This window comes from Colwellia sp. 20A7 (assembly GCF_009832865.1).
Taxonomy (GTDB): domain Bacteria; phylum Pseudomonadota; class Gammaproteobacteria; order Enterobacterales; family Alteromonadaceae; genus Colwellia.
The window spans coordinates 2293844-2315356 of sequence record NZ_CP047130.1 but is presented as its reverse complement, the minus strand read 5'-3'; the positions used below and the strand labels follow the sequence as shown (position 1 = coordinate 2315356).

Genomic DNA, 21513 nt, shown 5'->3' with positions numbered 1-21513 from the left:
TCCTTTAACTATTTATTTTACTTATACAAAATAAATACTGTTACTTGTTAGCCTTGTAAAATTTTAATCATCATATCTTCATGTGACTTTATATTTTTAATGCCTTGTGTTGAAGTCGTCCAATCAGGGTAACTCATCATAAATACCTGTTTAAGGCTTTCGATTGTGGTCGCTTTTTCGTAATGCTCTTTCTTGGCGGTAGGGAGGTAGTTACTAAGTTTAGAATTATCTGAACGGCTAATTAAACATAAGTTACCGAACGAATCTACACCGTTAGGTAAAACGCCAGATGTAACCATAGGCTCACTACCTAAAGGGTTTTGTGGAAAGTAATGTTCAACCGATGTGCGGAATGTAAAACTAAAACCTTTTAAGCGCTTAGTAATGTAATCAATATCTGCCCCGCCTTCTTGCTTAGTAAATGCCTTTGATATTAAATTTTTCCAAAGCAGGTAATCAAGACGATTGAATATAAAGTTTTGTACTCCCGTACCTTGCTGTAAATATGACTTATCTAAAACAATAGGAAGCGTAGGTTTTTTATAGGTTAAATCAAAGTAATCAAGTGGCTCAGCATCTTCCGCAACTTGACCAAAACGACCGAAGAAGAAGCTATCACTCAGCTCTTCTAAAAAGTTGAGATAATCGGCACTATCTACACGTAAATGGTCATCGGTATTTTGATATAAATAATGCAATGAAGCATTCAACCAATGCTTATATACCAAGGTTGGAAACGACACATGGAACATAGATAACAACATAATCAGTTGTTTATTGTGCGCATCATTATCAAAACTATTCACATAGCTAAAAGTCACTTGCTCATTGGTGTATTTTTTAAGTGTTTTTAAACTCCAATCTTCGTCATTTTCACGCTTTAATATATATCTATCAAACAATAACCGAGTTTTTAACAGCGCCACAACAAAGTCTTTAGGCGCAGGATTATATAAGGCGAAAGTGTCTAATAATCGCTTATCATCTAGCGGCACATCTTTTTGCGTAGTAATACGTAATACATGAAGTAAAAAGTTAGAAAAATTAATAACCGAATTAAATGTTCCATCACCTTCATTTACCACGGTATCAGTTGTATTACGATATTGTGGTGCATTGATTATTTGCTCAAAAGTAACCGCGTTATCTTGGCTTTGCGTTTGCCCAAATACATTATTCAGGCTTTCAAAACCCTCGGGGCTTTTATTCCATTGATTAGAAAATAACGTATTACGCGATTTGGTATCAAACGACAGTTGCACATAACGGTGCAAATCAGCACAAGCATCCCATGTTTTAGCAAACGCCTCTCGCTCTGTTTCATGATCTAACGCATCCATCAAGCGCGCTTTTAATACCTCATGTTTTTCAAGCTGTTCACCGCGATTGTTCATAATTTCAAAGTAATGATTCAGATCGGTATCGTGGGGAACAATCACGCGTAATATTTTAACGTGCGTTAATAAATACTCCGCAAATAACGTCACTTTCGCTTTTTCGTTACTAAAAAAACGCTTAACAACTTGGTAAGCCACACGCATTGATTTCTCTTCAATGTCTAAGTCACTGCCATGAAACATTGAACGTAGGGTTTCATCTGATTTAGGGCGGCTATCAAAGCCTAAGTTAGAGCGTGTTATATTATTAACCGCTAAACCAAACTCATTGCGCAACGCTGAAATAATAATACTTAGCGTGGTATGGCGCTGTTGCCCATCTATGGTTTCATAGTTACCATTTTTACGTTTATAGGCAACCAAACTACCAATGTAATATGATTTAGCTTGCACGCCAGCTTGGTCTGCAACATCTAAAATATCTTGTAATAACTGCTCAACTTCGGGCTCACCCCACGCATAGTTACGTTGATAAATAGGAATAACATATTCACCTTCACTAAATAAATTAGTGATTGAAAGTTCGGTCACTTCCTTATTATCTGATACTTTCGCAGAGGGTTTCGAAGAAGAGTTAACTTGATGAGTCTCGTTCACTGCATTAATCATTACTAAGGTACCCCAATAACTTAAACTTACTCGCCAAACCGTCTATTTTGGTGCCTTTAATATCAGAGGTTTTCATGGGTTTAACCACCATAGTTAATACTTCATGTGGATGTAGCGCATTACTAATCACTGAAAAAATACTGCCATGACTCATGGCATGATTATCAATCGACTCAATTGGTACACGGTGTTGTTTTAAACGAATTTGATAACTCCACACAAAACACAACTTTGCCGCGTTTTCTAACTCAACATCACCGAATTTGTCGTAATAATGTAAAACAGAGCAATAGAATAAATTTTTAACATAATGATCACCTACCCGACTTTTTCCTTCGTAACCCTCAATCGTAGTAATAAGATGATGAAGAGCTTCAGTGCCTTGTAAAAACAGTGTTTGGTAGACGTTTATGTAGTAATGAATATACTCAAAAAAGCGCTTACCATTAATCATAGTTTGGTCAATTTGAAAGGGATAATGCATATTTTTCATATCCCATGCCCTTACTTTGTCTTCATTATACTGCCCTACCATATAATCAATCGCTCTAAAGGGCATAGTAAAAGGATAAGGAGTAGAGGTTAAATTAACACCTTTAAATTCAGCAATAGTATGACGGCTAAAATACGCTCCCGACAAGCCTTTACACCAGCGACGCACCCTAAACAAATAGTCGCTCATAATGGTTTCCAAATTCACAGCCACGTTTTTATCGGGGCTAACTTCTTTCTCCCAATTAGCGACACACTCAATGCGTTCGGCTTGAGTATTATTTTCCATTTCACGTAAATGAAACGCTTTAAGCAAATCATAAGGGGCTAGCTCTTTACCACGGGCATTTTGTGAATCAAAAAACTGAAAGGCTTCACTTAAATCATCAAGACGTATCGAAATCACTTCACACTTGTGCAGTATAAAATCAACCAGCTCTTCTCTTACTGACTCACTCAACTGATTCAATCGGCTATTAATCACCGCGGCATTGTGTTTTAAATTAGTAATGGTGATGTTTGATTGAAACGCATGGCTAAATATTGCAGGTGTTATCATGCTGTTTTTATCTAATAGCGAATATAACAGCGCTAAGGTTAACAAGCGCTGTTGCCCGTCAACAATAGATAGTTTATCCGCCTCTCCTACAACCGATGACTCTTCATGCAACTTTTCTTGATGTAAGACAACCGTCCCTAAGCGATAACGGCTTTTATTACGGTGTAGCATCACATCTTCAATTAGTTGATTCACATTATGCGCTTGCCATTTATACGGCCGCTGATAAGGAGGTATCATTAACGGTAACTCAAGTAACTGCTTTACCGTAATAATGTCTTTAGTGATTATTGCCATTGTTGCGACCTATTGTTCGTCCGTTTTAATTAAACTCGTATTATTGCAGTGCGTTTTCAACCACAGCATCGGCTAGGTGAAGTTGGGTGGCTTGGGCGTCTGTTAAGCGGGCTTTCAGTTGGTTGCAAATTTCCAACAGTTTATCGACTTTAGCGACGATGCGGTGTTGTTCGGCTAGTGGTGGTATAGGAATAGGTACCGTTTTAAGGTTTTTAGCGCTTATCCCCCAGTTACCAACAGTTGTAGAGCAGTAATTTTCAACTATATCTCTAATTTTTTGTGAATTAATAAAATATCTTAACAAAAGTGAATTGGACCACTGATTAAAAAATCTCATCCGTATCAGTTTATCTGGATATACCGTTAGCTGTTTATCTTCGCAAAGATAAGCAGCAACACGTCCAACAAATTCTTTATTCCCGTTGAATCGTACAGCAAGTAGATCATTTTGTTTTAGTGAGTAAGTATTTATTTGAGCTTCTGTTATATCTGTTGTGAGTTTATAAGCATCATGATTGATAACAAAATTACTCCCTGTTGTAGCAGCGCTAATCCGTAAAAGTGGTATTCCATGTTTGTTTTCATTGGCTTTTTTAGATAAACCATTTTGAGTATCTCCTTGAAGTATCTCAGAGATCCTTGACCACTCCCACCCACTTGATAGTTCAAACGGTTTTTCTTCGTCTGTGATTGCTGGTAGTGGCTTTTGTTTTTTGATTTTCTTATCAACAATCAGTTGGGCTTTTTCTTCGGCGATTTTTTCAAGCAATACGCTGGCGGGTTCGTCGTTTGGGTTTTGTTGGACGAGTTTTCCCATCACTGCGAGTTGTAGGATGGTTTGTTTTAGTTGCTCTATGCTGTCTTCGGTAGTGAATAACAGGTCAAAGTGCTCGCTGATGCGTTGCCAGTTTTGTTGAAAGCTATCTGTTTTAAAAGGTTCAGCGCTTACTGTATTTGCACTATTAGAGGCAAAGATAAACGGCACTTCTAATAAACGGGCATAGTCTAAGCCTTGTTGTATGCCCTTACCTACTTCATGCTTATTGGCTTTGGCTTCAATAACTGCCAATGGTATACTTGGCTTATGATACAAAACTATATCTGCAGACTTGACGGTTTTACGCATACCAACTTGGCCGCGCACAATGACTTTACCATCACGTAATTTAACTTCTTGACGAATTTGAGTCATATCATCCCAGCCAGCATTTTTGATGCTTGGCATGATGAATTTAGTGATGATGTCTGTTTCAGTGAGTTTCTTTTTGTCCATATTATGAGCCTGTTCAACATCCTATTGTTTAACAAATAACGATAATCGTCCTAATATTTAAACAGAACATATAAGGGTGATTATTATTTAAAATTTAGATAATAACAATATCATTATTTATTGTTATTATATTGTTATTTAATACACTTAACCATTGATAAAATGCTATTTATCGTTATAACCGACTTGTAAGAGAGTGTTTTTTTTTGAGTGAATACTGCTTACATGAAGAACTAAAATAACTTGTCTTCTTTTATGTGACCCAGTATAGTGCGCGCGAAATGGATTTCCGACACTACTAGTAAGGCATGTTTTACTAGTAGATTGTAATAATTATCCATTCAATCCCGACTCTTCATCTCGGGAATAAACATAAAATAATATATAAAGGATTTATATAATGAAAACATATGCAGCAATCTTAGGTTTATCTTTACTTTCTTCAGCGACTCTCGCGAATAACTACAACACTCAAATCGATGTAGATTACTTCAGTGTTGATAGTTTTGACACAGTTAAACTTGAAGGCACATATTACCTTAACAACGTTACAACAAATAATACAGCTTGGTCAGAAGCGGCATTTATGGGTAGAAATACCAGCGCTAGCTTAAGCTACACGAACTTTGATAGCGATGCATACCAATTAGTATTAGGTGGCGATTATTACAACAACGATCTTTTTGTTGGTTTAGATGTTGCTTTTACAGATGTTGATGGCGGAAGTAGCGACACCACAGTTGTTGGTGAGGTTGGTTATTTCTTTGCTAAAAACTGGATGGTTTCAGTATCAGCTAATGATGAAGATTTTTCTGATTCTTTAGCCTTAAATACTAAATACATTGCTGTATTAAGTGAAGGTAGATTTGTTAACTTTGAAGTTTCTTACTTGAACTTTGATAACGACTTTATTTCAGCAGCGGATTACTTTTGGACACCACAATCAAGTGTAGGTTTAAGTCTTTCTACTGAAGAAGGTATTAACGGTACAATACGTGCTCAACACTTTTTTACTCCAGCTGTTTCATTACGTCTTGAATATGTCTCATTAGAAGATAGTGATGATGGATTTCTATTAGGTTTAACAGGTCGTTTTTAAGCTAAATACTATTAAATGAGATGGGAGGCATCTGTCTCCCATTTTTATTGTTATCACTTAAAATCATTCACATTTAATTATTCGTATTACCATACATCACTCCCAATCATTTTAGTTGGTTTCATTACCAAAAATGAGTGCCGTAACTGTTCACAATGTTAAGCTTTATCCTAATAACTTCATTGATCTTATTTTAACCCCACAAATCGGCAATAGTTTAATGGTTTTGGTCGCAGTCATTGGCGATTAAAGCCGTAAATATATAACTAATATGCGTAGATTAATCGCATAATTAATATATAAACAACTAGTTACAAAGTATAAAAACTTAATTTTTTCATTTTAATGTAGAATAACTAATTATTAATGTAGAAGCGTAATATTTGTACCAATGATAGTAAGTTAAAGACTATGGTCAGGAAAACCTAAATGGCTAGTAAGTCTTTAAATTTATTATTGAAGATGTATTATTTAAACTAAACGGAAACTAAAGTGAATACGGAATTTTCATACCCTAACGTGGGACGCCAAAGTATTTTTAGTAAGGGTCATTACCTTATTTGCAATTTTTCATACCGCTACCTAGCCTGTAAACCCACTGACAAGCCTAATGATCTTTTATTAAAGCCATCAAAAATGGAATTTAGGGTAAGTAGTACTTACGGAGAGCAATTTTTAAATAATTTACATAAATGGAAAAATGAACAGAATATTATCAGTCACCTTTACAGTTATATCAAAGGTGAAAGCGTTTATGCTGTGCATAATGATGAACGGGCATTTATCCCTTATATCGCCAAAGAACTTGAAGCGGGTAACTTATTAATATTTCCGCTTGATGAGCAAAAATCAGTGTATAGCTCACCAACAAGTTATGAACTTGGACAGAGTGCAAAGCAAAAAGCAGCTAGCAGTAATACCAATATTATAGATGCCCAAGCGCTAAATGATGAAGTGGCCAATGCTACACCAAAGCCTAGAGCAAACACCACCCCAACTGCTGCACAAATACTTGCCAGTAAAAATAAAAGCGTCATCAAACCACCAGTAACCATGGCTGAAGTTCAGACAAGAATGCAAGCTGCTACTGAAGCTGTCGTTGCCGCTCGTAATACTGGTGCACCATTACCTACCTCGCCATACACCCTTGCCGATAAACTTGATATTGTTGAGCAAGGTTTAGATGAAAAATACATCGTACGTATTATTGAAAGTAGACACGCCAAAGACGAAGGCACTGTGGGTTGGGTAAACCCAAAAACTAAGCAATCAACCTACTGGACAACAACCTATACCCAACTGGAATACGCTGACAAAGACCCTGAATTAATTACCAGTGCTGTGGGAATAGCGTATAAAGAAGCAGCAGACTATACCTTATTGGTGATAGATGCAGACAAAGCGGCTACAGAAGGCGATATGAAAACCTTTATACCGACTTATGACAACCTAACCAACTTTGCTAAGGAAGATCTTGAAGACACCCCCGCGGATGCAATTACCGCGTGTATGACACCTCAGTATTCAGAAGACTATGAAGCACTTGTTAATATAGCCGATACTGACGGGATAGACTTAAAAGATAAACAGCAATTTAATAAATTTTCCCGTGACATGAAGTTAACCGAAGCAGATGAAGATATTTTCAAAGCAAGAAATAATATAGATGGAAAATACGGTGCGAATGTTCAATTCCAAGGTAATGGTCTAACCCGCAATACCGACCCTATTACTGGTGATGTAAGTCACGGCATGGTCGAAACCTTTAGCCAGGACAAGAACCCTAAAACCTTAAAGCATTTAGAAGAGAATAACATCTTAATGCGTATTGCTTTATAAACGAACGATTTTGAAACACGGAATAAGTAACCATGAAGACCTTTAACACCATAGATCCGTTAACCATTAAACAACACCCTGATGTTGTTGGCTCAATAGTACGTTATGACAAACCTGAGCAGACCTTTTATATTCTGCTTCAAGACGAATATATTATTATTTCCGTTTGTGATTATTTCACTAATAAAAGAACAAAAGTAAGTGAATGGCTGACTTACCAACTAGAAATGCCCAAAGCAGGCTTGCCGTGGATAGTAAGCACCATTGAAAACAAGTTTTTTAAATTGTCACACGAAGGTGGTTTACCGAAAGACGTTTTTCATTATACTGAAGTCGTTGATGGTGAAAAGCTGATGATAGGTCGCCCCATGTTTTTAGGTACAAGAGAAAATCCCGAAGCTGGTTATGAAATATCAACCAACTCGAGAAAAGAAGGGCGAACACCTAAAAGCTTAAATTTCACCGACAGTTTTTTGTTTGAGCACGGTTTGTTTGACTTATTTAAAGACATAGCAAAAAAAATTGAAACGGGCGAAATCTAGTGTAATCAACTTGATGACTCAATGTTTACTGGCAATGGCATGACTCGCGATACCAATGTGAAAAATAAAGTGGCTTATCGCCCTGTTGAAGTATTTCCCTTCGACAAAAATCCACAGAAATTAGGTGAACTCGAAAAATCAGGCGCGTTAAAGCGTATAGCACTGGATTAAACTAATGAAACAATTTACAAATACAGACCCAAACACCATCGATGATGATAGCCGTATTATATTAAAGTTCTCTCAACCTAGGTTTAATGGTAAAGGATTAGATTATTATTATTTATTGAAAGATGAAGATTATTTGTTATGGGTAAGTAAGAGTCTTTTTCCTGCATTGAATGGTAACCCAGAAGAATGGCTTGCTGGAACTGATATCGAATTTCCTAAACAAGGCTTACCTTGGTTCATAAAGTCTATTGAAGAGAAATTTATGAAAACTGAAGCCGAAGGCGGATTAAAAAAAGAAGCTTTCACTTACAGTGAGATCATTAATGGTGAAAAGTTAATTACATTGCGATGGTTTGGAACACCTGGTTATGCGTTAGCGAATGAAAGCCGACAAAATTATATTTCTAAAACAATTGAAAAACGACAAGAGTTTTGTTTCACCGACTCCATGCTATTTGACCATGGTTTATTCGAAAAATTGAAAAAAATTGCTGATAAAATAAGCGCTGGTAGTATGTAATTGCTATGTTATCAGTTAACCTCAAAAGCAGGCTTGCCTTGCTTAGTGAACACCATTGAAATTACGTAGAGACGCTTATAATGCAAGACGGAACCATTATCTCACTTATATCCACTCAGACGCTTGAGATCTTTATTGAGGGCTCTGCCTATTTAGTTTCACGCGAAGTTGTTGCAGAAAGTGGCGAGCAATTTATCTATAGCGGAGGGAAATTTAATGGGTATTCTGTTTTTAAACCAAAAACTAAGGCTGGGTCTTATTACTTAGCAGGATACTCTAATGTTCGGAATTGGGGAGTATTGATATCCAGTGATGTACTAAATAATCACAATATCGAAGTTTCCTCATCTTGATGTGTTTTAATCCTACACCTTCATTTACAAACGGAGGCGACTAAAAACACCGCTGTTGAGGTTATACTTCTCAGAGCTTAAATTTCACCGACAGTTTTTTATTTGAGCACGACTTGTTTTATTTACTTAAAGACGTTGCGCAAAAAATTGAGTCAGATGAGCTTTAAATTGTTTACAATATAATGAATGAAAGCAGTCATTTTTGAAATTATATGGCAAAGGCAACACACTCCATCGAGACTTATTATTTGACTGAGCATCACATTGCATATGATGCTCAACAGTTTAATCCAAACATTCAAAGTGTTCACAATTATTTCCACGCTTAATGAGAGCGAATTCAACAAATTAGAACAGTTTAGGGTGAGCCCAAATAAAGTATATTTCATTTTATTGTTGGCTTACTTTAAAGCAAAACCAGTCACTTTAACGCGCTAAAAATTAACTTACAACTTATGTAGATGCGTCTTTTTTATAAACAACAAGCACAGTTTCGTTTGTTTTTTGACATTTTACCAATGCCCGGGTTAAAGGTATTGGTTGGGTCAAGCGCCTGATAAAAATTCTTTAGATCGGGTTCAGCGTCATACAAATGCCCTACATTATGTTCCGCAGGATATTTAGCCCCTCTTTCATTAAGTAGTTGTAGCATCTTTTTCTTAACAAGCTTAGCATCTGCTCCTTTTTTTAAGATGTAATCTTGATGGAAAACATAACAGAAGAAGTGCCCGTAATAGAGTTTTTTTTCTAGTTGTTGGGTAATGTCACTGGGTAATTTTTCAAGCCAATCAACTTCATTACGAGGAATAGCGATATCGAGTGCTAATATTTCACCCACTTCTTTTTCATGAATAACTTCATACCTTAATGCGGCACCTGCGGCGGCAAAACGGTGAAGATATGCCCTACTCGCTTCATCGTCACTACAATTAAAGTAAGCACCTGTATTGGATGATGAAAAAAAGCTTTCTAAGAATGTTTCTGCTTCTTGAATACCGTCATCACTCATTTTAATAATTAAATGATGCTCGTACTTGTCGCGATATTCGAGCATACGTTTAGGTAAATGCTGTGGAAAGGCTTTGGCTATCAACTGCATTGCTTTGTCTGTAAAGTGTTTAGGTAACCAAGAAACCTTATTAAGTATTGTGTCAATACGCCCTTTAATGGAAAAAAGTTTAGGCAAAGCATCGGTACCCAAATGATGCACACTTAAAAAGGTGTCTTTGCCATATTTAGCCGAGATATCGAATATATCACGATGCATATATTCGCCTACTTCAGGGGTATTCTCAAAACTAGACAAAATTTTCTTGCGTAATTCGGCAAGTTCACCGACATCATTACTGCCTATATAGAAAGATTTTTCTTTAATAGCGTTAGGATAGGTATCTAAACGAACAGCAAATACGGCTAGCTTACCAGCACAACCACTGGCTTCATAAAGCCTACGTTTATCGGCATTAAAACGGCTCGGTGTGCTTGCGTTAACATCACTAACCCTTGCAATATACTCTTTATCTGAGGCTAATTTTTCACTTTTAGCTGTGGTTTTATTAAAGTTTCCTTGTTGTAAGTTAGCAAGGATTTCTTCAGGTGAATTACCTAATTCGATTTCTAAATGGTTAACTAAACTAAGTTTACCGTGTTCATTTATTTGTGCATATAAAGCTAGTTCAGTATACGCAGGACCTCTTTTTACCAGCGCACCACCTGAATTATTAGCAACACCTCCGACAACAGTAGCACCCAAGCTAGATGAGCCTATAACTGAGTGCGGTGATCTGTTTACTGATTTAAGTTGGTTTTGCAACTGGTGTAAAGTTGCACCGGGTAAACCAATGACTTGTTCATTATTATTAATTAAATACAGTTGATCCATTGCTAAGGTATTAATCACAACAACGGGTCTGTCGTAATCATTACCATTGGGTGTAGAGCCTTCAGTTAACCCTGTTTTAGCAGCTTGCATAATAATAATGCAGTTACCTGCCACGCAGGTTTCTAAACAATACCAAATATCAAGTAACGTTTGTGGGAACAATACAGCAAGCGCACTGCCACCACCAGAACGCCAACCCATTCTGTAATGCTCATTTTTTTCTGGGTCCGCTTGTATATTACTTGCACCCAAGACTGTTGTTAACTTGGTTAGCACTTCATTCGGGCTTAATACGCTATCTTGCTCATTGGCTGAATTGAAAGTTTCATTTTGATGATTTTGTCTTATTTGCTTGCTCATAATGTTAGAAAGCCTCTAAAGTTAAACAGGTAGATGGTGATCATTGCGATAATTCCACTGAATAAAACATAGTAAATTGTAGGTAAAATTGTTCGTCTAAGTGTTGCGCCTTCCATACCTAGCAACTTGACTCATGATCTGTTGTATTCAAGATAAAACGTTTTAATTATGCAAGTCATGTCTAGCCGGATTCTTCAGACAGCGTTTGTTGGACATTTTTACAGGTTATCATTTTTTTATGTGGAACAACCACACGACAAAAGTTTTACCTTGTACAAATACCCAACAACCCGCTTATAAATCAATTGTCAAAGAACAACCGATTTTGTCATTTAATTGTCTTTGTTTAGCTCATCATGTAATTCAATATTGAGCTCTAACACATTCAAATCGCCATCTTTTTTATCAAGGTTGATTGAGAATGTTTCGTCAGACACTTTAATGTATTTACGCAAAACTTGAAGAATATCTTCGGTGAGCTGCGGTAAGTAATCTGGTTGTTTATTACGACTATTACGCTCATGCGCAACGATAATTTGCAGACGCTCTTTCGCTTTAGAAGCGGTGGTTACCTGTTTTTCTTTTTTACGTAAAAAGTAATTTAATAGTGCCATGTTATCCTCCAAACATACGACTAAATATGCCTTTTTTCTCGGCAACTAAAAATCTAAATTCTACAGTTTCACCTAACAGGCGATCAATTACGTCTTGGTAAGCTTGACCTGCATCACTTTCAGTATCAAGAATTACTGGCTCACCGGCATTGGAGGCTTTAAGTACTGCTTGTGACTCGGGAATAACACCTAATAAGGGGATTGAAAGGATATCTTTAACATCTTCAACACTCAGCATTTCGCCTTCATCTACACGTTTAGGCGAATAGCGGGTTAATAACAAATGTTCTTTAATAGGCTCTAGGCCGAGCTCAGCTCTGCGCGAACGGCTAGCAAGCATACCTAAAATACGATCTGAATCACGTACTGAAGATACTTCAGGATTTGTTGTTACTATAGCTTCATCAGCATAATAAAGTGCCATCATTGCACCGGCTTCAATACCCGCAGGTGAATCACAGACAATAAAATCGAAGCTTTTACCAAGCTCTTCCAATACTTTACCAACACTTTCTTTATTTAATGCATCTTTATCACGTGTTTGCGAAGCAGGTAAAATCGACAAACTGCTAACACGTTTATCTTTAATAAGTGCTTGATTTAAGGTTGCTTCGCCGTTAATTACGTTAACAAAATCGTATACCACTCGACGTTCGCAACCCATAATTAAATCTAGATTACGTAAGCCAATATCAAAATCTATTAAGACAACTTTATGACCTTTTAACGCTAAGCCAAGACCAATGGCAGCACTTGATGTTGTTTTACCAACACCGCCTTTACCTGATGTAACTACTATTATCCGTGCCATAGACCGAATATCCTTTTAAGTTAAAATTAAATAAGCTTTGATGACGTTAATTCACTATCCGTCAAATGTATAAATGCTGGTGAACCCCAATTTTCTTCCATTGACTCGCTTAGCCAATAGTTACCATTGATTGAGACCAATTCAGCTTCAAGGTTTTGGCAATATATTTGTGCTTTATGATGACCTTTTGCACCGGCAATTGCTCTGCCGCGTAACGAACCATATACATGTATGTTGCCATCTGCGATCACTTCTGCACCAGCTGATACTGAGCCAATAATCACTAAGTTTTGATCTTTAGCATAAATTTGCTGACCCGATCGTATTTGACCTCGGTGTACTTTGTCAGTATATAAATGTTCATCAACTTTCGGGGCTTCTACAGTAGCTTCTTTTACTTCGCTCTTCTTTGCTACCGCGGGTTTTGGTGAGGTATTTGCTTTTGCTGTATTAACAAAAGAAAAACCCAGTTCACGAATATGAAGACGTTGTTCTTTTGTTACTGCACCAGTAAAACCAACAAAAGTAAAATTGAATTCTGCAACTAAGTTTTTTACCGCTTGGTAATCAATTGAACACGAGAGTTGTTCAATATTGACCACAACGGGTACTAGATAAAAAAAGTCAGGGGCTTGGGCAACTTTTTTTGTTAAATCTGCCCGAATATCAGCTAATTCAGACGATTTCAAATGTAAAACGGATAGGGTAAAACTTGACCCTTTAAACTCAATACTGGCATCAGCCATAATAAAGGTGGTCCTAAATAACGCAACTTAATGTATATATATGCAATTTACCTTATAAATGCTGCTAAGTATAATGCAACATGACAAAAAGTCGCCAAAATTACCATTATTTAACTAAAAACAATGGTAACTCTGAAAAAGTGAAAGTAATGGATTTAGTATTACAACGCGCTTTTTAGTTTAGCAATTAAGGCCTCTTCGCCATGTTGATAATGACTAATTTCTTTATTTGCCATAAGGAGCGAATAACTTAAATTAATTGAGGCCACCAATAAAGTTCGCTCTCTACTAGCCGCGGACTTTTGTTGCTTAATGTCATTACACATAGCAGTGAGATTATTCACTGCCTGTTTTAAATCCTCTGCTTGTTCAGCTGAGCAAGAAAACTGATGTTGCTTGCCCATAATTTCAATGCTGAGTCCATTAGAGTCTTCGGCTAACATTAACTTAGCTCTTCTACACTTTGTAATTTACCTAGTAGGTTTGTTAAAACTGTACTTGTTTGCTTTTGTTTTTCTTCACCTTCAAGTGCTTCCAATTGCAACATTTCATTTTCTTCAACCAGCACTGATTTTTGCTGCTCTAATTCAGCCACTTGGCTTTTTAGGTGGTTATTTTTTTCAATGATTTGTTCAATCAGTTGTTCGAGTTGTGGGAGAGTATTTTCTAACATAAGGCGCTCTGGTTAACTGTATAATAAATAAAAGCGCAAACTTAATCTAAAGTGAGGAAAAATGCTACTCTTTAGCGCAATTATTAGCTGAATTTTTGTAACAATTTTCAATAAAACCTTTGTACACGTAATTTCGGGTAAAAAAAAAGCATTTAGCGTTGATTTCGAACAGTTATTATTGTTCCTTAATCTGCTAAGTTTAAGTACATGGAGGGATAGGAAAGCCACTTTATTTCAAGTGTTTTGATAGGTATATCGTCTATTGTTCAAGCATTTTGCATAAAAAGTTAATCACAAGAGATTTGGTATTTTGAGATATTAGAATAAATTAATGTACTTGGTAAAACAGCACTTGCTTGATTACACATTTTGCTCCATATTATGCGCATAGACAAACAAGGATGTTTATTCTTATGGAAGATGATGATCTCGAAAATCGTGATAGCCTGTCAGCAAATGTAATACTTGGTAATGCAACACCTGATGAAATACAAATATTCAATCAATTAGTTGATGAATGGAATAAAGAATTTGGGCTAAATTCTTCTGATTTAAGCTAACCGTCGGATAAAGACGTAGGTGAAAAAATCGTCCTGTTTAATTTAATCGATTAAGTTTATATCTAAGCCACTTAATAGTCTGACGGCTTCGTAACGACAAAAAGTCGCATTGGTAATGATATTGTTTTTTATATTAATATCGTAATTTACTGCTTCACTAAAATTGACACCGGTGAGATTAGTCTTATTAAATAAACTATCACGTAAATCGGTGTGAGAAAAACTGCCGTTCTTTACATTAGCTTCTCTAAAATCCACATCGTGTGCACGACATTCTTCAATAATTACTTTTTCTAATGCTAGTCCATAAAAAGAAGATGAGTTAATCAGGCATTTTTTAAAAGTTAACGGTGCTGATAGCATGAAATCACGCCAATGGGCCATAGTCCAGTTAACACCAATAACTTTGCAATTATTGAACTCAATTTCGACAAACTTACTATTATTTACAGCGACATTATTCAGATTACATTCTATAAATGTACAATAAGTAAATTCACAATTCATAAAAATAGTGCCATTAAAGTCACAAGACTTAAAATGACAGTTATAAAACTCTTTGTTTGAAATTTTCTGTTCGGCATATTTAATATCAATGAAATCTTGATCATGGATACTATTAATATCGTTAGTTAAGTTATTCAATGATTATTATCCTGATACAGTTGATTGAAGATAAAATATAAAAAGAACGTATAAACGTTCTTTTTATATAAAATTCACATCTACTTGATGGCCTATCACTGTTTTATCTATTTTTAATTATTTAGCACTACAATGATGACACACCTAAGATTGAGGTATGATTATCGATGTAACTCACCTGCTCTTTCTGGCTGATAGGTTATCTCTTTAATTATTACTTTTATCAACCCACCACCAGGTTTTGGCCATTCAATTTGATCGCCTTGAGAAAGCCCCAGTAATGCACTGCCAACAGGCGCTAGAATTGATATTTTTTGGCCACTAGCATCAATGTCTTTTGGGTATACTAATGTTAACAGAAATTCTTCTTGCGAAGATTCAACAGAGAACTTAACGGTGGAATTCATTGTTACAATAGTAGGAGGCACTTCTGAAGGCTCCACAATATTTGCTCGCGCAAGTTCTTTTTCAAGTTCATTTATGCCAACTAATCCGTCATTGGGTAATGATTCAATTAAATCATACAATCTGTCTGCATCTAATGATGAAATAGTGATTTCTGGTTGTTTGTTCATTTTCGTTCTCTATAACCTATAGTTTTAAGTTTTTTAACGAGCCTTAGTAATACTCGTTTTATTCTTATTTGTGGATCCTATATATGGGATCTTGATACTCTAACTGTATTGATTTTTTTAAACAATCTATTAATAGCGACTTATCATTAATAAATTGTAAGTAAAGTTTGATCACTTATATAAAAAAGATAAACCGTGGTAATTATTTTTCTAAGATCATAATTACCATACTAAAAACGAGTCAGCTTATTTGGTAAATAATTTTATATATAAGAACCAAGTGACTATTAAAATCGAGTACAAAGAGATTAAGGAGCATTTCTTTGAGAAGGGTCTTTTTTAAAGTCACTCATTCTGTTGTGTGGGTCAATTTTATCTCGTTGATTCTTTGTAGCTTGAGCCCACCAATCTAACTGGTAAAATGTGCGACCAAAGTAATTAAACCAAGCTCTTTGATCTTCATGTGTTGCTATAGCCCCATCCTCGGTTAATACTTCTTGTGCTTTTGGGATATGAATCATGGCCGATACAGAAAGACAGCCCAGCTCAGACAGAAATGTTCGCATTCCTATTGCCGCTCGCATGCCACCCCACTGTCCTGCTGAATAAGTGACAATGGCACTGGGTTTATATGAAAATAAAGAACTACCAAAGTGGTTAAGTAAGTTAGACAGTGCTGGGCTCATAGAATGATTATATTCAGGACTTATCATAACAAAGCCATCAGCAGACTCAATTTTTTCAGCAAGTGCACTTAAAGCCGTTGGGGCTTTACTGCTCGCATAAGAAAAATATGGTTTAAATACAGACTCTAATGGGTAGTCCAATGCATCTATACAAGCTTTAGCAACACGCAAACCAAGGCGAGCTGGTTTTGGCGGCGTACTATCACGTGTTGTGCCCAAAAATATTAAAAATTTCATTTAAAACTCCATCTATTAAATGTTTATGTATTCTTGTTCAATTTATTAACGTTTATCGAATCAAGCGTATTTATAAGCGGTTTACGCTAAGTAATGTTGGATATACTGTGTCTCTACTATATCCCTTAAACTTAATATGGTTATTAAAGTAAGCGATCACGTAACAAAATCCAAGAATATTCGTACTTTTTAAGCAAGTGATAGCGTTTATTTTTTCAATTCACCAAAAACCTGGCTACATGGTCAGCTTTTTGCTTGTAGTAACACATTAATGTATATCAGATTACAAACCTATTAACATATCCATAATAACGCATTGTTTTATAATGATATATTTAGAATGTAAACATTGATTATTATTTAAGTGCTCTATTTTGTTGCATTTGTTTAATGAACCAAGCAGGTATTGCTCCTTGTTGATGCACTCACATTACTGCTTCTTATAAAGAAATAGGTTGGGATTTTATGAAAAAATTAAAATATCGTCGTACATTGTCACTAACTTTATGTACTCTTTTACTTAATATGATTGTAACGCCTGTTTACGCAGCTATTGAGCAAGAATTATCGCTTAAGGGAGATAACTATCAAATTCCTGCAGTATTAACATTACCAGATTTACAATCATTAAAACCGCTCCCCGTTGTTATTATGTTGCATGGTACCGCTTCAAATAAGAATGAAGTGGGTAATTTATTTAAACATTTAGCAGAAAAGCTCGCCAAACAGAATGTTGCTTCTATACGCTTTGATTTCGCAGGATCCGGCGCAAGTAGTGTCGATTATAAAGTTTACAATCTAGAAAACGCAGTAAATGATGTAGTTAACGTGCATCAGTTTATTCAGCAACAAAAGCAGCTTGAACATAAATCTATTCATTTATTGGGGTTTAGCCAAGGAGGCCTCATTGCCCAGTTAGCAGCAGTTAATGAGACATTACCTGTAGCGTCAGTGGTTACTTGGTCAAGTGTCGCTGGCGATGGTATTGGCAGCTTTGAGCCATTTTTTGCACAATACGAACAAGAAGCAATAAGTAACGGCTTTGCTGAAATAAAATATCCTTGGCTCGATAAACCATTAAATTTTAGTCATCAATGGTTTGAGCAAATACGTAATAACACTAGTCTTACCCAATTGGCTACGTATCAAGGCGCATTACTCGCAATAGCAGGAAATGCAGATAAAACAGTGCATTGGCAAAATTCTCTTTCATTAATAAAAGGAGCAAAACAAGCACAAACATCTCTGTATTTAATCAAGAATGCTAATCATATATTCAATGTATTAGCTGAAAACAGCGCTGAGTTGAACAGTGATCAATCCCTTACGGAGGAATTATTAGCAATAACAGAACACTATTTTATTGAGCAAACTAAACAATAACTAAAACCGATTTCAGGTTAAATAGTAAATCAAATAACACTTAAATATGACAATTAACCAAAGGATACATTAATGAGAACGCTCATTTTTACACTTGCTTTATGCTTCACCTCTGTAGCTTTCGCTAAACCCGTAATTTTTGACAATGATATGGCAATAGATGATTGGGCGGCATTATTATTTCTATTACAACATCCTCAAACGGACGTAGTTGCTATCACTATATCATCAAGTGGCGAAAGTCATTGTTCTCCAGGTCTAACCAATACAAACTCATTACTTGACCTGTCAAAATACAGCCGTGATTCTGTGTTAGTCGCTTGTGGCGATGATGAACCACTAGACGGATATGCCGTATTTCCAGATGCATGGCGAGAAGACTCTGATACATTATCAGGTGTAGCGGTTAAGCCAAGTAAACGTCAGGCTTCGTCTGAGCATGCAATCGAGATTATTCATCAAGCAATTAAAGAAGCTGATGAGCCTGTTATTATTGTTGCAACGGGTACGCTTACCAATATTGCCCAATGGATAGAAAAATATCCTGCAGATATGAAAGAAGTGTCTCGCCTTATTATTATGGGCGGTAATGTTGACGCACCGGGTAATATTATTGTACCTAATTTCACCGATGGTCATCCGAATGTCAGTGCCGAGTGGAATATATTTATTGACCCATTGGCTGCAGACAAGGTGTTTGCTTCTGGTTTACCAATTGAATTGGTTGGTTTAGATGTCACAAATTCCGTTAGATTAACCGCTAAAGTTGCCAGTGAATTCAAGAAAAGCGTTACAACACCGGCCGCTCAGTTTTGGGATAAAATATTAGATAAAAATGATTGGTTTATTGAATCAGGTGAATATTATTTTTGGGATACTTTAGCAGCAATAGTGGCTGTTGAACAGGGATTGTGTGAAGGTGAAATGGGATCGTTTAGTGTGGAACATAAGACTACTGATAACCCTTGGTTACCAACATCACAACTTGATTTTCCTAAAAAACGTTGGGATGGAAAAGAACGTCAACACCTTGATGCACAATGGGCTGGTAAGTTAGTGAAAACATCTGAATATCCTGCGATAAAGGTTTGTAAGAAAACAAACCCAAATAAAGTATTCTCGTTATTTTCTGAAATATTAAATCGTCAATAAGCGTATAACTCTCCAACAATCCCCGTCTATTTATGACTAGTTAACTGCATAAATAGACGGTTCATATCGCAAACCAATTTCGCGCAACTAAGTTTGATACTCAAAAGTTTTTACACCTTCAGGAATTTGGAACCAATCTTGTTTCTCACTAACCCATAAATGCGCTGTTGGATTTATAATACGCGTATCAGATAAATTAGTGGGTTTAAGTTTTAATTTCTCTGGATCTTTCGGGTCGTAATGATAAATTCGATTACCACAGGTAACACAAAATTTAGCTGCACTGACATTCCCACTATCAGCAAGACGACTCCAATCTTTCATTTCTCCCTTAAATATAACAGTGTCAGTTTTTACCATAGCAGTAATGCTAAATGCACTAGTCGATAATTTTTGACATTCGATACAATGGCACGCAATGACCATCAAAGGTGGCTCTAGCAGTTCATAGGTAACGCCGCCACATTGGCAAGCGCCTTTAATAGGATATTGAATATTGTTCATGGTTTACTCTCTATCATTTAAGTTAAAATAAACCACGTTTAATGGCTTAACGTTAATAATTTGATTGATTTCATTATCCATAATTCAGCCAACCCATTGAATCCGCATATTTTAATAGCATACTACTGCACATAACAACAACAATCGCTCTTAGATAAGCAGGATTGATTTTGAATAGGCAATGAGAGCCTGCCCATGCGCCCAGAATTTGGCCAATCATCATAGTTATACCAATTACCCAAACAATATGACCTGCGATTAGAAATACGATTAAAGAGGCAATATTCGTCGCAAAATTTAACGATTTGGCAATAGCCGTAGAAGAAATTAAATCATGTCCTCGACATGAAACACCCGATAACGCAAAGAAAGATCCCGTACCAGGACCAAACATGCCATCATAATAACCGATTAAAGGCACAATAATATTTTTGTACTTCCCATACGACACTGAAGATTTACCATCATGTTTAGTTGGGTTAGGTGAAAAAAGAAAATATATGGCAATAAAGATAAGTACGATAGGAATAACAAACGACAAAACGTCAGTATTTATAAACTGTACTGTGATGGTGCCAAAAGTAGCACCAACAAAAGCCATTAACATTAAAGGTTTAACATGCTCCCATTTAATTCTTCTATTTTTTATCATCATATAGGTTGCGGTTGCCGTTCCCATACTGCCTTGAAGTTTATTAGTGCCTAAAGCGGTTAATGGTGGAACACCACTTAAAATTAGGGCAGGTATAGAAATAAGTCCGCCCCCGCCAGCTAAGGTATCAATTAAACCCGCGACTACTGCAACTAAAAATAACAGTGATAATAATTCTATAGATATATTAGCAAATTCCAATTAACCACCCTTCTATATATCGCGTTATAACAAAGTAATAATATTTATGTTTTACGTATTTTAACCATAGTGACTATTGAGGTAATACGACGTTTAAACTACTGAGTAAGTAGTAATAAGCAACTACGGTTAAAATGCCAAGTCCTAGTACTAATAACGTTCGATACTTTGCCCCGTGACGATGGTTATTTTTACGCTCTGCATGAGAAGCAACATCCATCATTTCATCGCCAAAGTATATTGATAAGAAAGTACCTAATGCACTGATTATTAGAATACTCCAATAAGGATATGGCTCTGATAGAATATGGTTGAGTAACCTTGTTATAAACGTTAAATCATAAGTGTCTGGACTAGATGCCATATAAAAAATATTAAGAGCAATAGCCATAAACCAAAGCACTATTTGCGTATATGCCATTTTAACTTTAAAAAGTAATCGAATGGGGAAAGCGAGAATAAAGCCGCCGTCAGCAACTGGCGTACATAAAACAAAGAAGCTCCAGGTTAATATAGAAACGCCTAAACCAGTAGAAGCATCATATTTCCAACTCATATACAAAAAGTAGGCAACAATGATGGATATCAAGGCTAGAAATTTTAACAGTGATTCCCCGTGTGTTTTATGTTTAGGGTTAAAGGCTATTGTATTGTGATCTTTTTTAAACACATTAATTCCAA

The 21513-nt window shown here is 36.1% G+C and carries 23 protein-coding genes and 2 pseudogenes; 9 read left to right on the top strand and 16 right to left on the bottom strand.

All coding sequences use genetic code 11. The annotated features are described in order from the left end of the window. Positions 1-47: 47 nt before the first annotated feature. From GQS55_RS10060 to GQS55_RS20015, 4 genes and pseudogenes are all read right to left on the bottom strand, one after another. On the bottom strand, positions 48-2006 hold the full coding sequence (locus tag GQS55_RS10060) for a GmrSD restriction endonuclease domain-containing protein (protein WP_159820248.1): 1959 nt from the start codon (positions 2004-2006) through the stop codon (positions 48-50). Continuing rightward, positions 1999-3354, bottom strand: coding sequence for a DUF262 domain-containing protein (locus tag GQS55_RS10055; RefSeq protein ID WP_159820246.1), 1356 nt, complete (start codon positions 3352-3354; stop codon positions 1999-2001). The genes GQS55_RS10060 and GQS55_RS10055 overlap by 8 nt, the downstream gene beginning before the upstream one ends. A 40-nt stretch (positions 3355-3394) precedes the next feature. Then, positions 3395-4279 (bottom strand): annotated as a pseudogene (locus GQS55_RS20020) (restriction endonuclease subunit S); the annotation flags it as partial. 36 nt (positions 4280-4315) lie between these two features. Continuing rightward, positions 4316-4627: pseudogene (locus GQS55_RS20015) on the bottom strand (type I restriction endonuclease); the annotation flags it as partial. A gap of 400 nt (positions 4628-5027) precedes the next feature. Between GQS55_RS20015 and GQS55_RS10045 the strand changes: the two are divergent. The 6 genes from GQS55_RS10045 (at position 5028) to GQS55_RS10025 (ending at position 9151) form a co-directional block, all read left to right on the top strand. Next, complete coding sequence (locus tag GQS55_RS10045; RefSeq protein ID WP_159820242.1) at positions 5028-5726, top strand: putative porin; 699 nt, start codon at positions 5028-5030, stop codon at positions 5724-5726. 492 nt (positions 5727-6218) lie between these two features. Further along, positions 6219-7565, top strand: a complete 1347-nt coding sequence (locus GQS55_RS10040; RefSeq protein ID WP_159820240.1) for a hypothetical protein — start codon at positions 6219-6221, stop codon at positions 7563-7565. Positions 7566-7597: 32 nt separating this feature from the next. Further along, positions 7598-8107 (top strand): hypothetical protein, encoded by a 510-nt coding sequence (locus GQS55_RS10035; protein ID WP_159820238.1) that lies wholly within the window; start codon positions 7598-7600, stop codon positions 8105-8107. A 39-nt stretch (positions 8108-8146) separates the two neighbouring features. After that, complete coding sequence (locus GQS55_RS20170) at positions 8147-8278, top strand: hypothetical protein (RefSeq protein WP_268892392.1); 132 nt, start codon at positions 8147-8149, stop codon at positions 8276-8278. Positions 8279-8282: 4 nt separating this feature from the next. Then, positions 8283-8798 carry a hypothetical protein gene (locus GQS55_RS10030; RefSeq protein WP_159820236.1) on the top strand — a complete coding sequence of 172 codons (516 nt, stop codon included), beginning with the start codon at positions 8283-8285 and terminating at the stop codon, positions 8796-8798. An 80-nt stretch (positions 8799-8878) separates the two neighbouring features. Then, entirely contained in the window at positions 8879-9151 is a 273-nt protein-coding gene (locus GQS55_RS10025; protein ID WP_159820234.1) for a hypothetical protein, read from the top strand. Positions 9152-9623: 472 nt separating this feature from the next. Here GQS55_RS10025 and dld read toward each other — a convergent pair whose 3' ends face one another. From dld to GQS55_RS09995, 6 genes are all read right to left on the bottom strand, one after another. Then, positions 9624-11393 carry a D-lactate dehydrogenase gene (gene dld, locus GQS55_RS10020; RefSeq protein ID WP_159820232.1) on the bottom strand — a complete coding sequence of 590 codons (1770 nt, stop codon included), beginning with the start codon at positions 11391-11393 and terminating at the stop codon, positions 9624-9626. A gap of 332 nt (positions 11394-11725) precedes the next feature. Then, positions 11726-12007, bottom strand: coding sequence for a cell division topological specificity factor MinE (minE, locus tag GQS55_RS10015; protein WP_159820230.1), 282 nt, complete (start codon positions 12005-12007; stop codon positions 11726-11728). A gap of 1 nt (position 12008) precedes the next feature. Beyond that, positions 12009-12818: a septum site-determining protein MinD gene (gene minD, locus GQS55_RS10010; protein ID WP_159820228.1), complete on the bottom strand. Its 810-nt coding sequence runs from the start codon at positions 12816-12818 to the stop codon at positions 12009-12011. A 26-nt stretch (positions 12819-12844) separates the two neighbouring features. Continuing rightward, positions 12845-13564 carry a septum site-determining protein MinC gene (minC, locus tag GQS55_RS10005; RefSeq protein WP_159820226.1) on the bottom strand — a complete coding sequence of 240 codons (720 nt, stop codon included), beginning with the start codon at positions 13562-13564 and terminating at the stop codon, positions 12845-12847. A gap of 161 nt (positions 13565-13725) precedes the next feature. Beyond that, entirely contained in the window at positions 13726-14007 is a 282-nt protein-coding gene (locus GQS55_RS10000; RefSeq protein ID WP_159820224.1) for a cell division protein ZapA, read from the bottom strand. Continuing rightward, on the bottom strand, positions 14007-14237 hold the full coding sequence (locus GQS55_RS09995) for a DUF904 domain-containing protein (protein ID WP_159820222.1): 231 nt from the start codon (positions 14235-14237) through the stop codon (positions 14007-14009). The genes GQS55_RS10000 and GQS55_RS09995 overlap by 1 nt, the downstream gene beginning before the upstream one ends. A gap of 413 nt (positions 14238-14650) precedes the next feature. On the opposite strand from GQS55_RS09995, the gene GQS55_RS09990 reads away from it, so the two are divergent. After that, entirely contained in the window at positions 14651-14797 is a 147-nt protein-coding gene (locus tag GQS55_RS09990) for a hypothetical protein (RefSeq protein WP_159820220.1), read from the top strand. A 42-nt stretch (positions 14798-14839) separates the two neighbouring features. On the opposite strand, the gene GQS55_RS09985 is transcribed toward GQS55_RS09990, so the two are convergent. The 3 genes from GQS55_RS09985 to GQS55_RS09975 form a co-directional block, all read right to left on the bottom strand. After that, a complete protein-coding gene (locus tag GQS55_RS09985) occupies positions 14840-15442 on the bottom strand; it encodes a pentapeptide repeat-containing protein (protein ID WP_236559610.1) in 603 nt (200 codons plus the stop codon). A 161-nt stretch (positions 15443-15603) separates the two neighbouring features. Beyond that, positions 15604-16017, bottom strand: a complete 414-nt coding sequence (gene rnk / locus GQS55_RS09980; protein ID WP_159820218.1) for a nucleoside diphosphate kinase regulator — start codon at positions 16015-16017, stop codon at positions 15604-15606. 308 nt (positions 16018-16325) lie between these two features. Next, positions 16326-16940, bottom strand: coding sequence for an NADPH-dependent FMN reductase (locus GQS55_RS09975; RefSeq protein ID WP_159820216.1), 615 nt, complete (start codon positions 16938-16940; stop codon positions 16326-16328). Between the two features lie 465 nt (positions 16941-17405). Here GQS55_RS09975 and GQS55_RS09970 point away from each other — a divergent pair, with 465 nt between their 5' ends. Both GQS55_RS09970 and GQS55_RS09965 read left to right on the top strand, forming a co-directional pair. Then, entirely contained in the window at positions 17406-18323 is a 918-nt protein-coding gene (locus GQS55_RS09970) for an alpha/beta hydrolase family protein (RefSeq protein ID WP_159820214.1), read from the top strand. A gap of 72 nt (positions 18324-18395) precedes the next feature. Then, entirely contained in the window at positions 18396-19475 is a 1080-nt protein-coding gene (locus GQS55_RS09965) for a nucleoside hydrolase (protein WP_159820212.1), read from the top strand. A gap of 87 nt (positions 19476-19562) precedes the next feature. Here GQS55_RS09965 and GQS55_RS09960 read toward each other — a convergent pair whose 3' ends face one another. From GQS55_RS09960 to GQS55_RS09950, 3 genes are all read right to left on the bottom strand, one after another. Further along, on the bottom strand, positions 19563-19979 hold the full coding sequence (locus tag GQS55_RS09960; protein WP_159820210.1) for a GFA family protein: 417 nt from the start codon (positions 19977-19979) through the stop codon (positions 19563-19565). Positions 19980-20052: 73 nt separating this feature from the next. Continuing rightward, complete coding sequence (locus tag GQS55_RS09955) at positions 20053-20832, bottom strand: TSUP family transporter (RefSeq protein ID WP_159820208.1); 780 nt, start codon at positions 20830-20832, stop codon at positions 20053-20055. 73 nt (positions 20833-20905) lie between these two features. Beyond that, complete coding sequence (locus GQS55_RS09950; RefSeq protein ID WP_236559609.1) at positions 20906-21502, bottom strand: hypothetical protein; 597 nt, start codon at positions 21500-21502, stop codon at positions 20906-20908. Positions 21503-21513 lie beyond the last annotated feature (11 nt).

Bases quoted from the DNA above. Each gene is read 5' to 3' on its own strand.
- GQS55_RS10060 (WP_159820248.1), bottom strand. From the start codon at position 2,006: ATGATTAATGCAGTGAACGAGACTCATCAAGTTAACTCTTCTTCGAAA.
- GQS55_RS10055 (WP_159820246.1), bottom strand. From the start codon at position 3,354: ATGGCAATAATCACTAAAGACATTATTACGGTAAAGCAGTTACTTGAG.
- GQS55_RS10045 (WP_159820242.1), top strand. From the start codon at position 5,028: ATGAAAACATATGCAGCAATCTTAGGTTTATCTTTACTTTCTTCAGCG.
- GQS55_RS10035 (WP_159820238.1), top strand. From the start codon at position 7,598: ATGAAGACCTTTAACACCATAGATCCGTTAACCATTAAACAACACCCT.
- GQS55_RS20170 (WP_268892392.1), top strand. From the start codon at position 8,147: ATGACTCGCGATACCAATGTGAAAAATAAAGTGGCTTATCGCCCTGTT.
- GQS55_RS10030 (WP_159820236.1), top strand. From the start codon at position 8,283: ATGAAACAATTTACAAATACAGACCCAAACACCATCGATGATGATAGC.
- GQS55_RS10025 (WP_159820234.1), top strand. From the start codon at position 8,879: ATGCAAGACGGAACCATTATCTCACTTATATCCACTCAGACGCTTGAG.
- dld (WP_159820232.1), bottom strand. From the start codon at position 11,393: ATGAGCAAGCAAATAAGACAAAATCATCAAAATGAAACTTTCAATTCA.
- minE (WP_159820230.1), bottom strand. From the start codon at position 12,007: ATGGCACTATTAAATTACTTTTTACGTAAAAAAGAAAAACAGGTAACC.
- minD (WP_159820228.1), bottom strand. From the start codon at position 12,818: ATGGCACGGATAATAGTAGTTACATCAGGTAAAGGCGGTGTTGGTAAA.
- minC (WP_159820226.1), bottom strand. From the start codon at position 13,564: ATGGCTGATGCCAGTATTGAGTTTAAAGGGTCAAGTTTTACCCTATCC.
- GQS55_RS10000 (WP_159820224.1), bottom strand. From the start codon at position 14,007: ATGTTAGCCGAAGACTCTAATGGACTCAGCATTGAAATTATGGGCAAG.
- GQS55_RS09995 (WP_159820222.1), bottom strand. From the start codon at position 14,237: ATGTTAGAAAATACTCTCCCACAACTCGAACAACTGATTGAACAAATC.
- GQS55_RS09990 (WP_159820220.1), top strand. From the start codon at position 14,651: ATGGAAGATGATGATCTCGAAAATCGTGATAGCCTGTCAGCAAATGTA.
- rnk (WP_159820218.1), bottom strand. From the start codon at position 16,017: ATGAACAAACAACCAGAAATCACTATTTCATCATTAGATGCAGACAGA.
- GQS55_RS09975 (WP_159820216.1), bottom strand. From the start codon at position 16,940: ATGAAATTTTTAATATTTTTGGGCACAACACGTGATAGTACGCCGCCA.
- GQS55_RS09970 (WP_159820214.1), top strand. From the start codon at position 17,406: ATGAAAAAATTAAAATATCGTCGTACATTGTCACTAACTTTATGTACT.
- GQS55_RS09965 (WP_159820212.1), top strand. From the start codon at position 18,396: ATGAGAACGCTCATTTTTACACTTGCTTTATGCTTCACCTCTGTAGCT.
- GQS55_RS09960 (WP_159820210.1), bottom strand. From the start codon at position 19,979: ATGAACAATATTCAATATCCTATTAAAGGCGCTTGCCAATGTGGCGGC.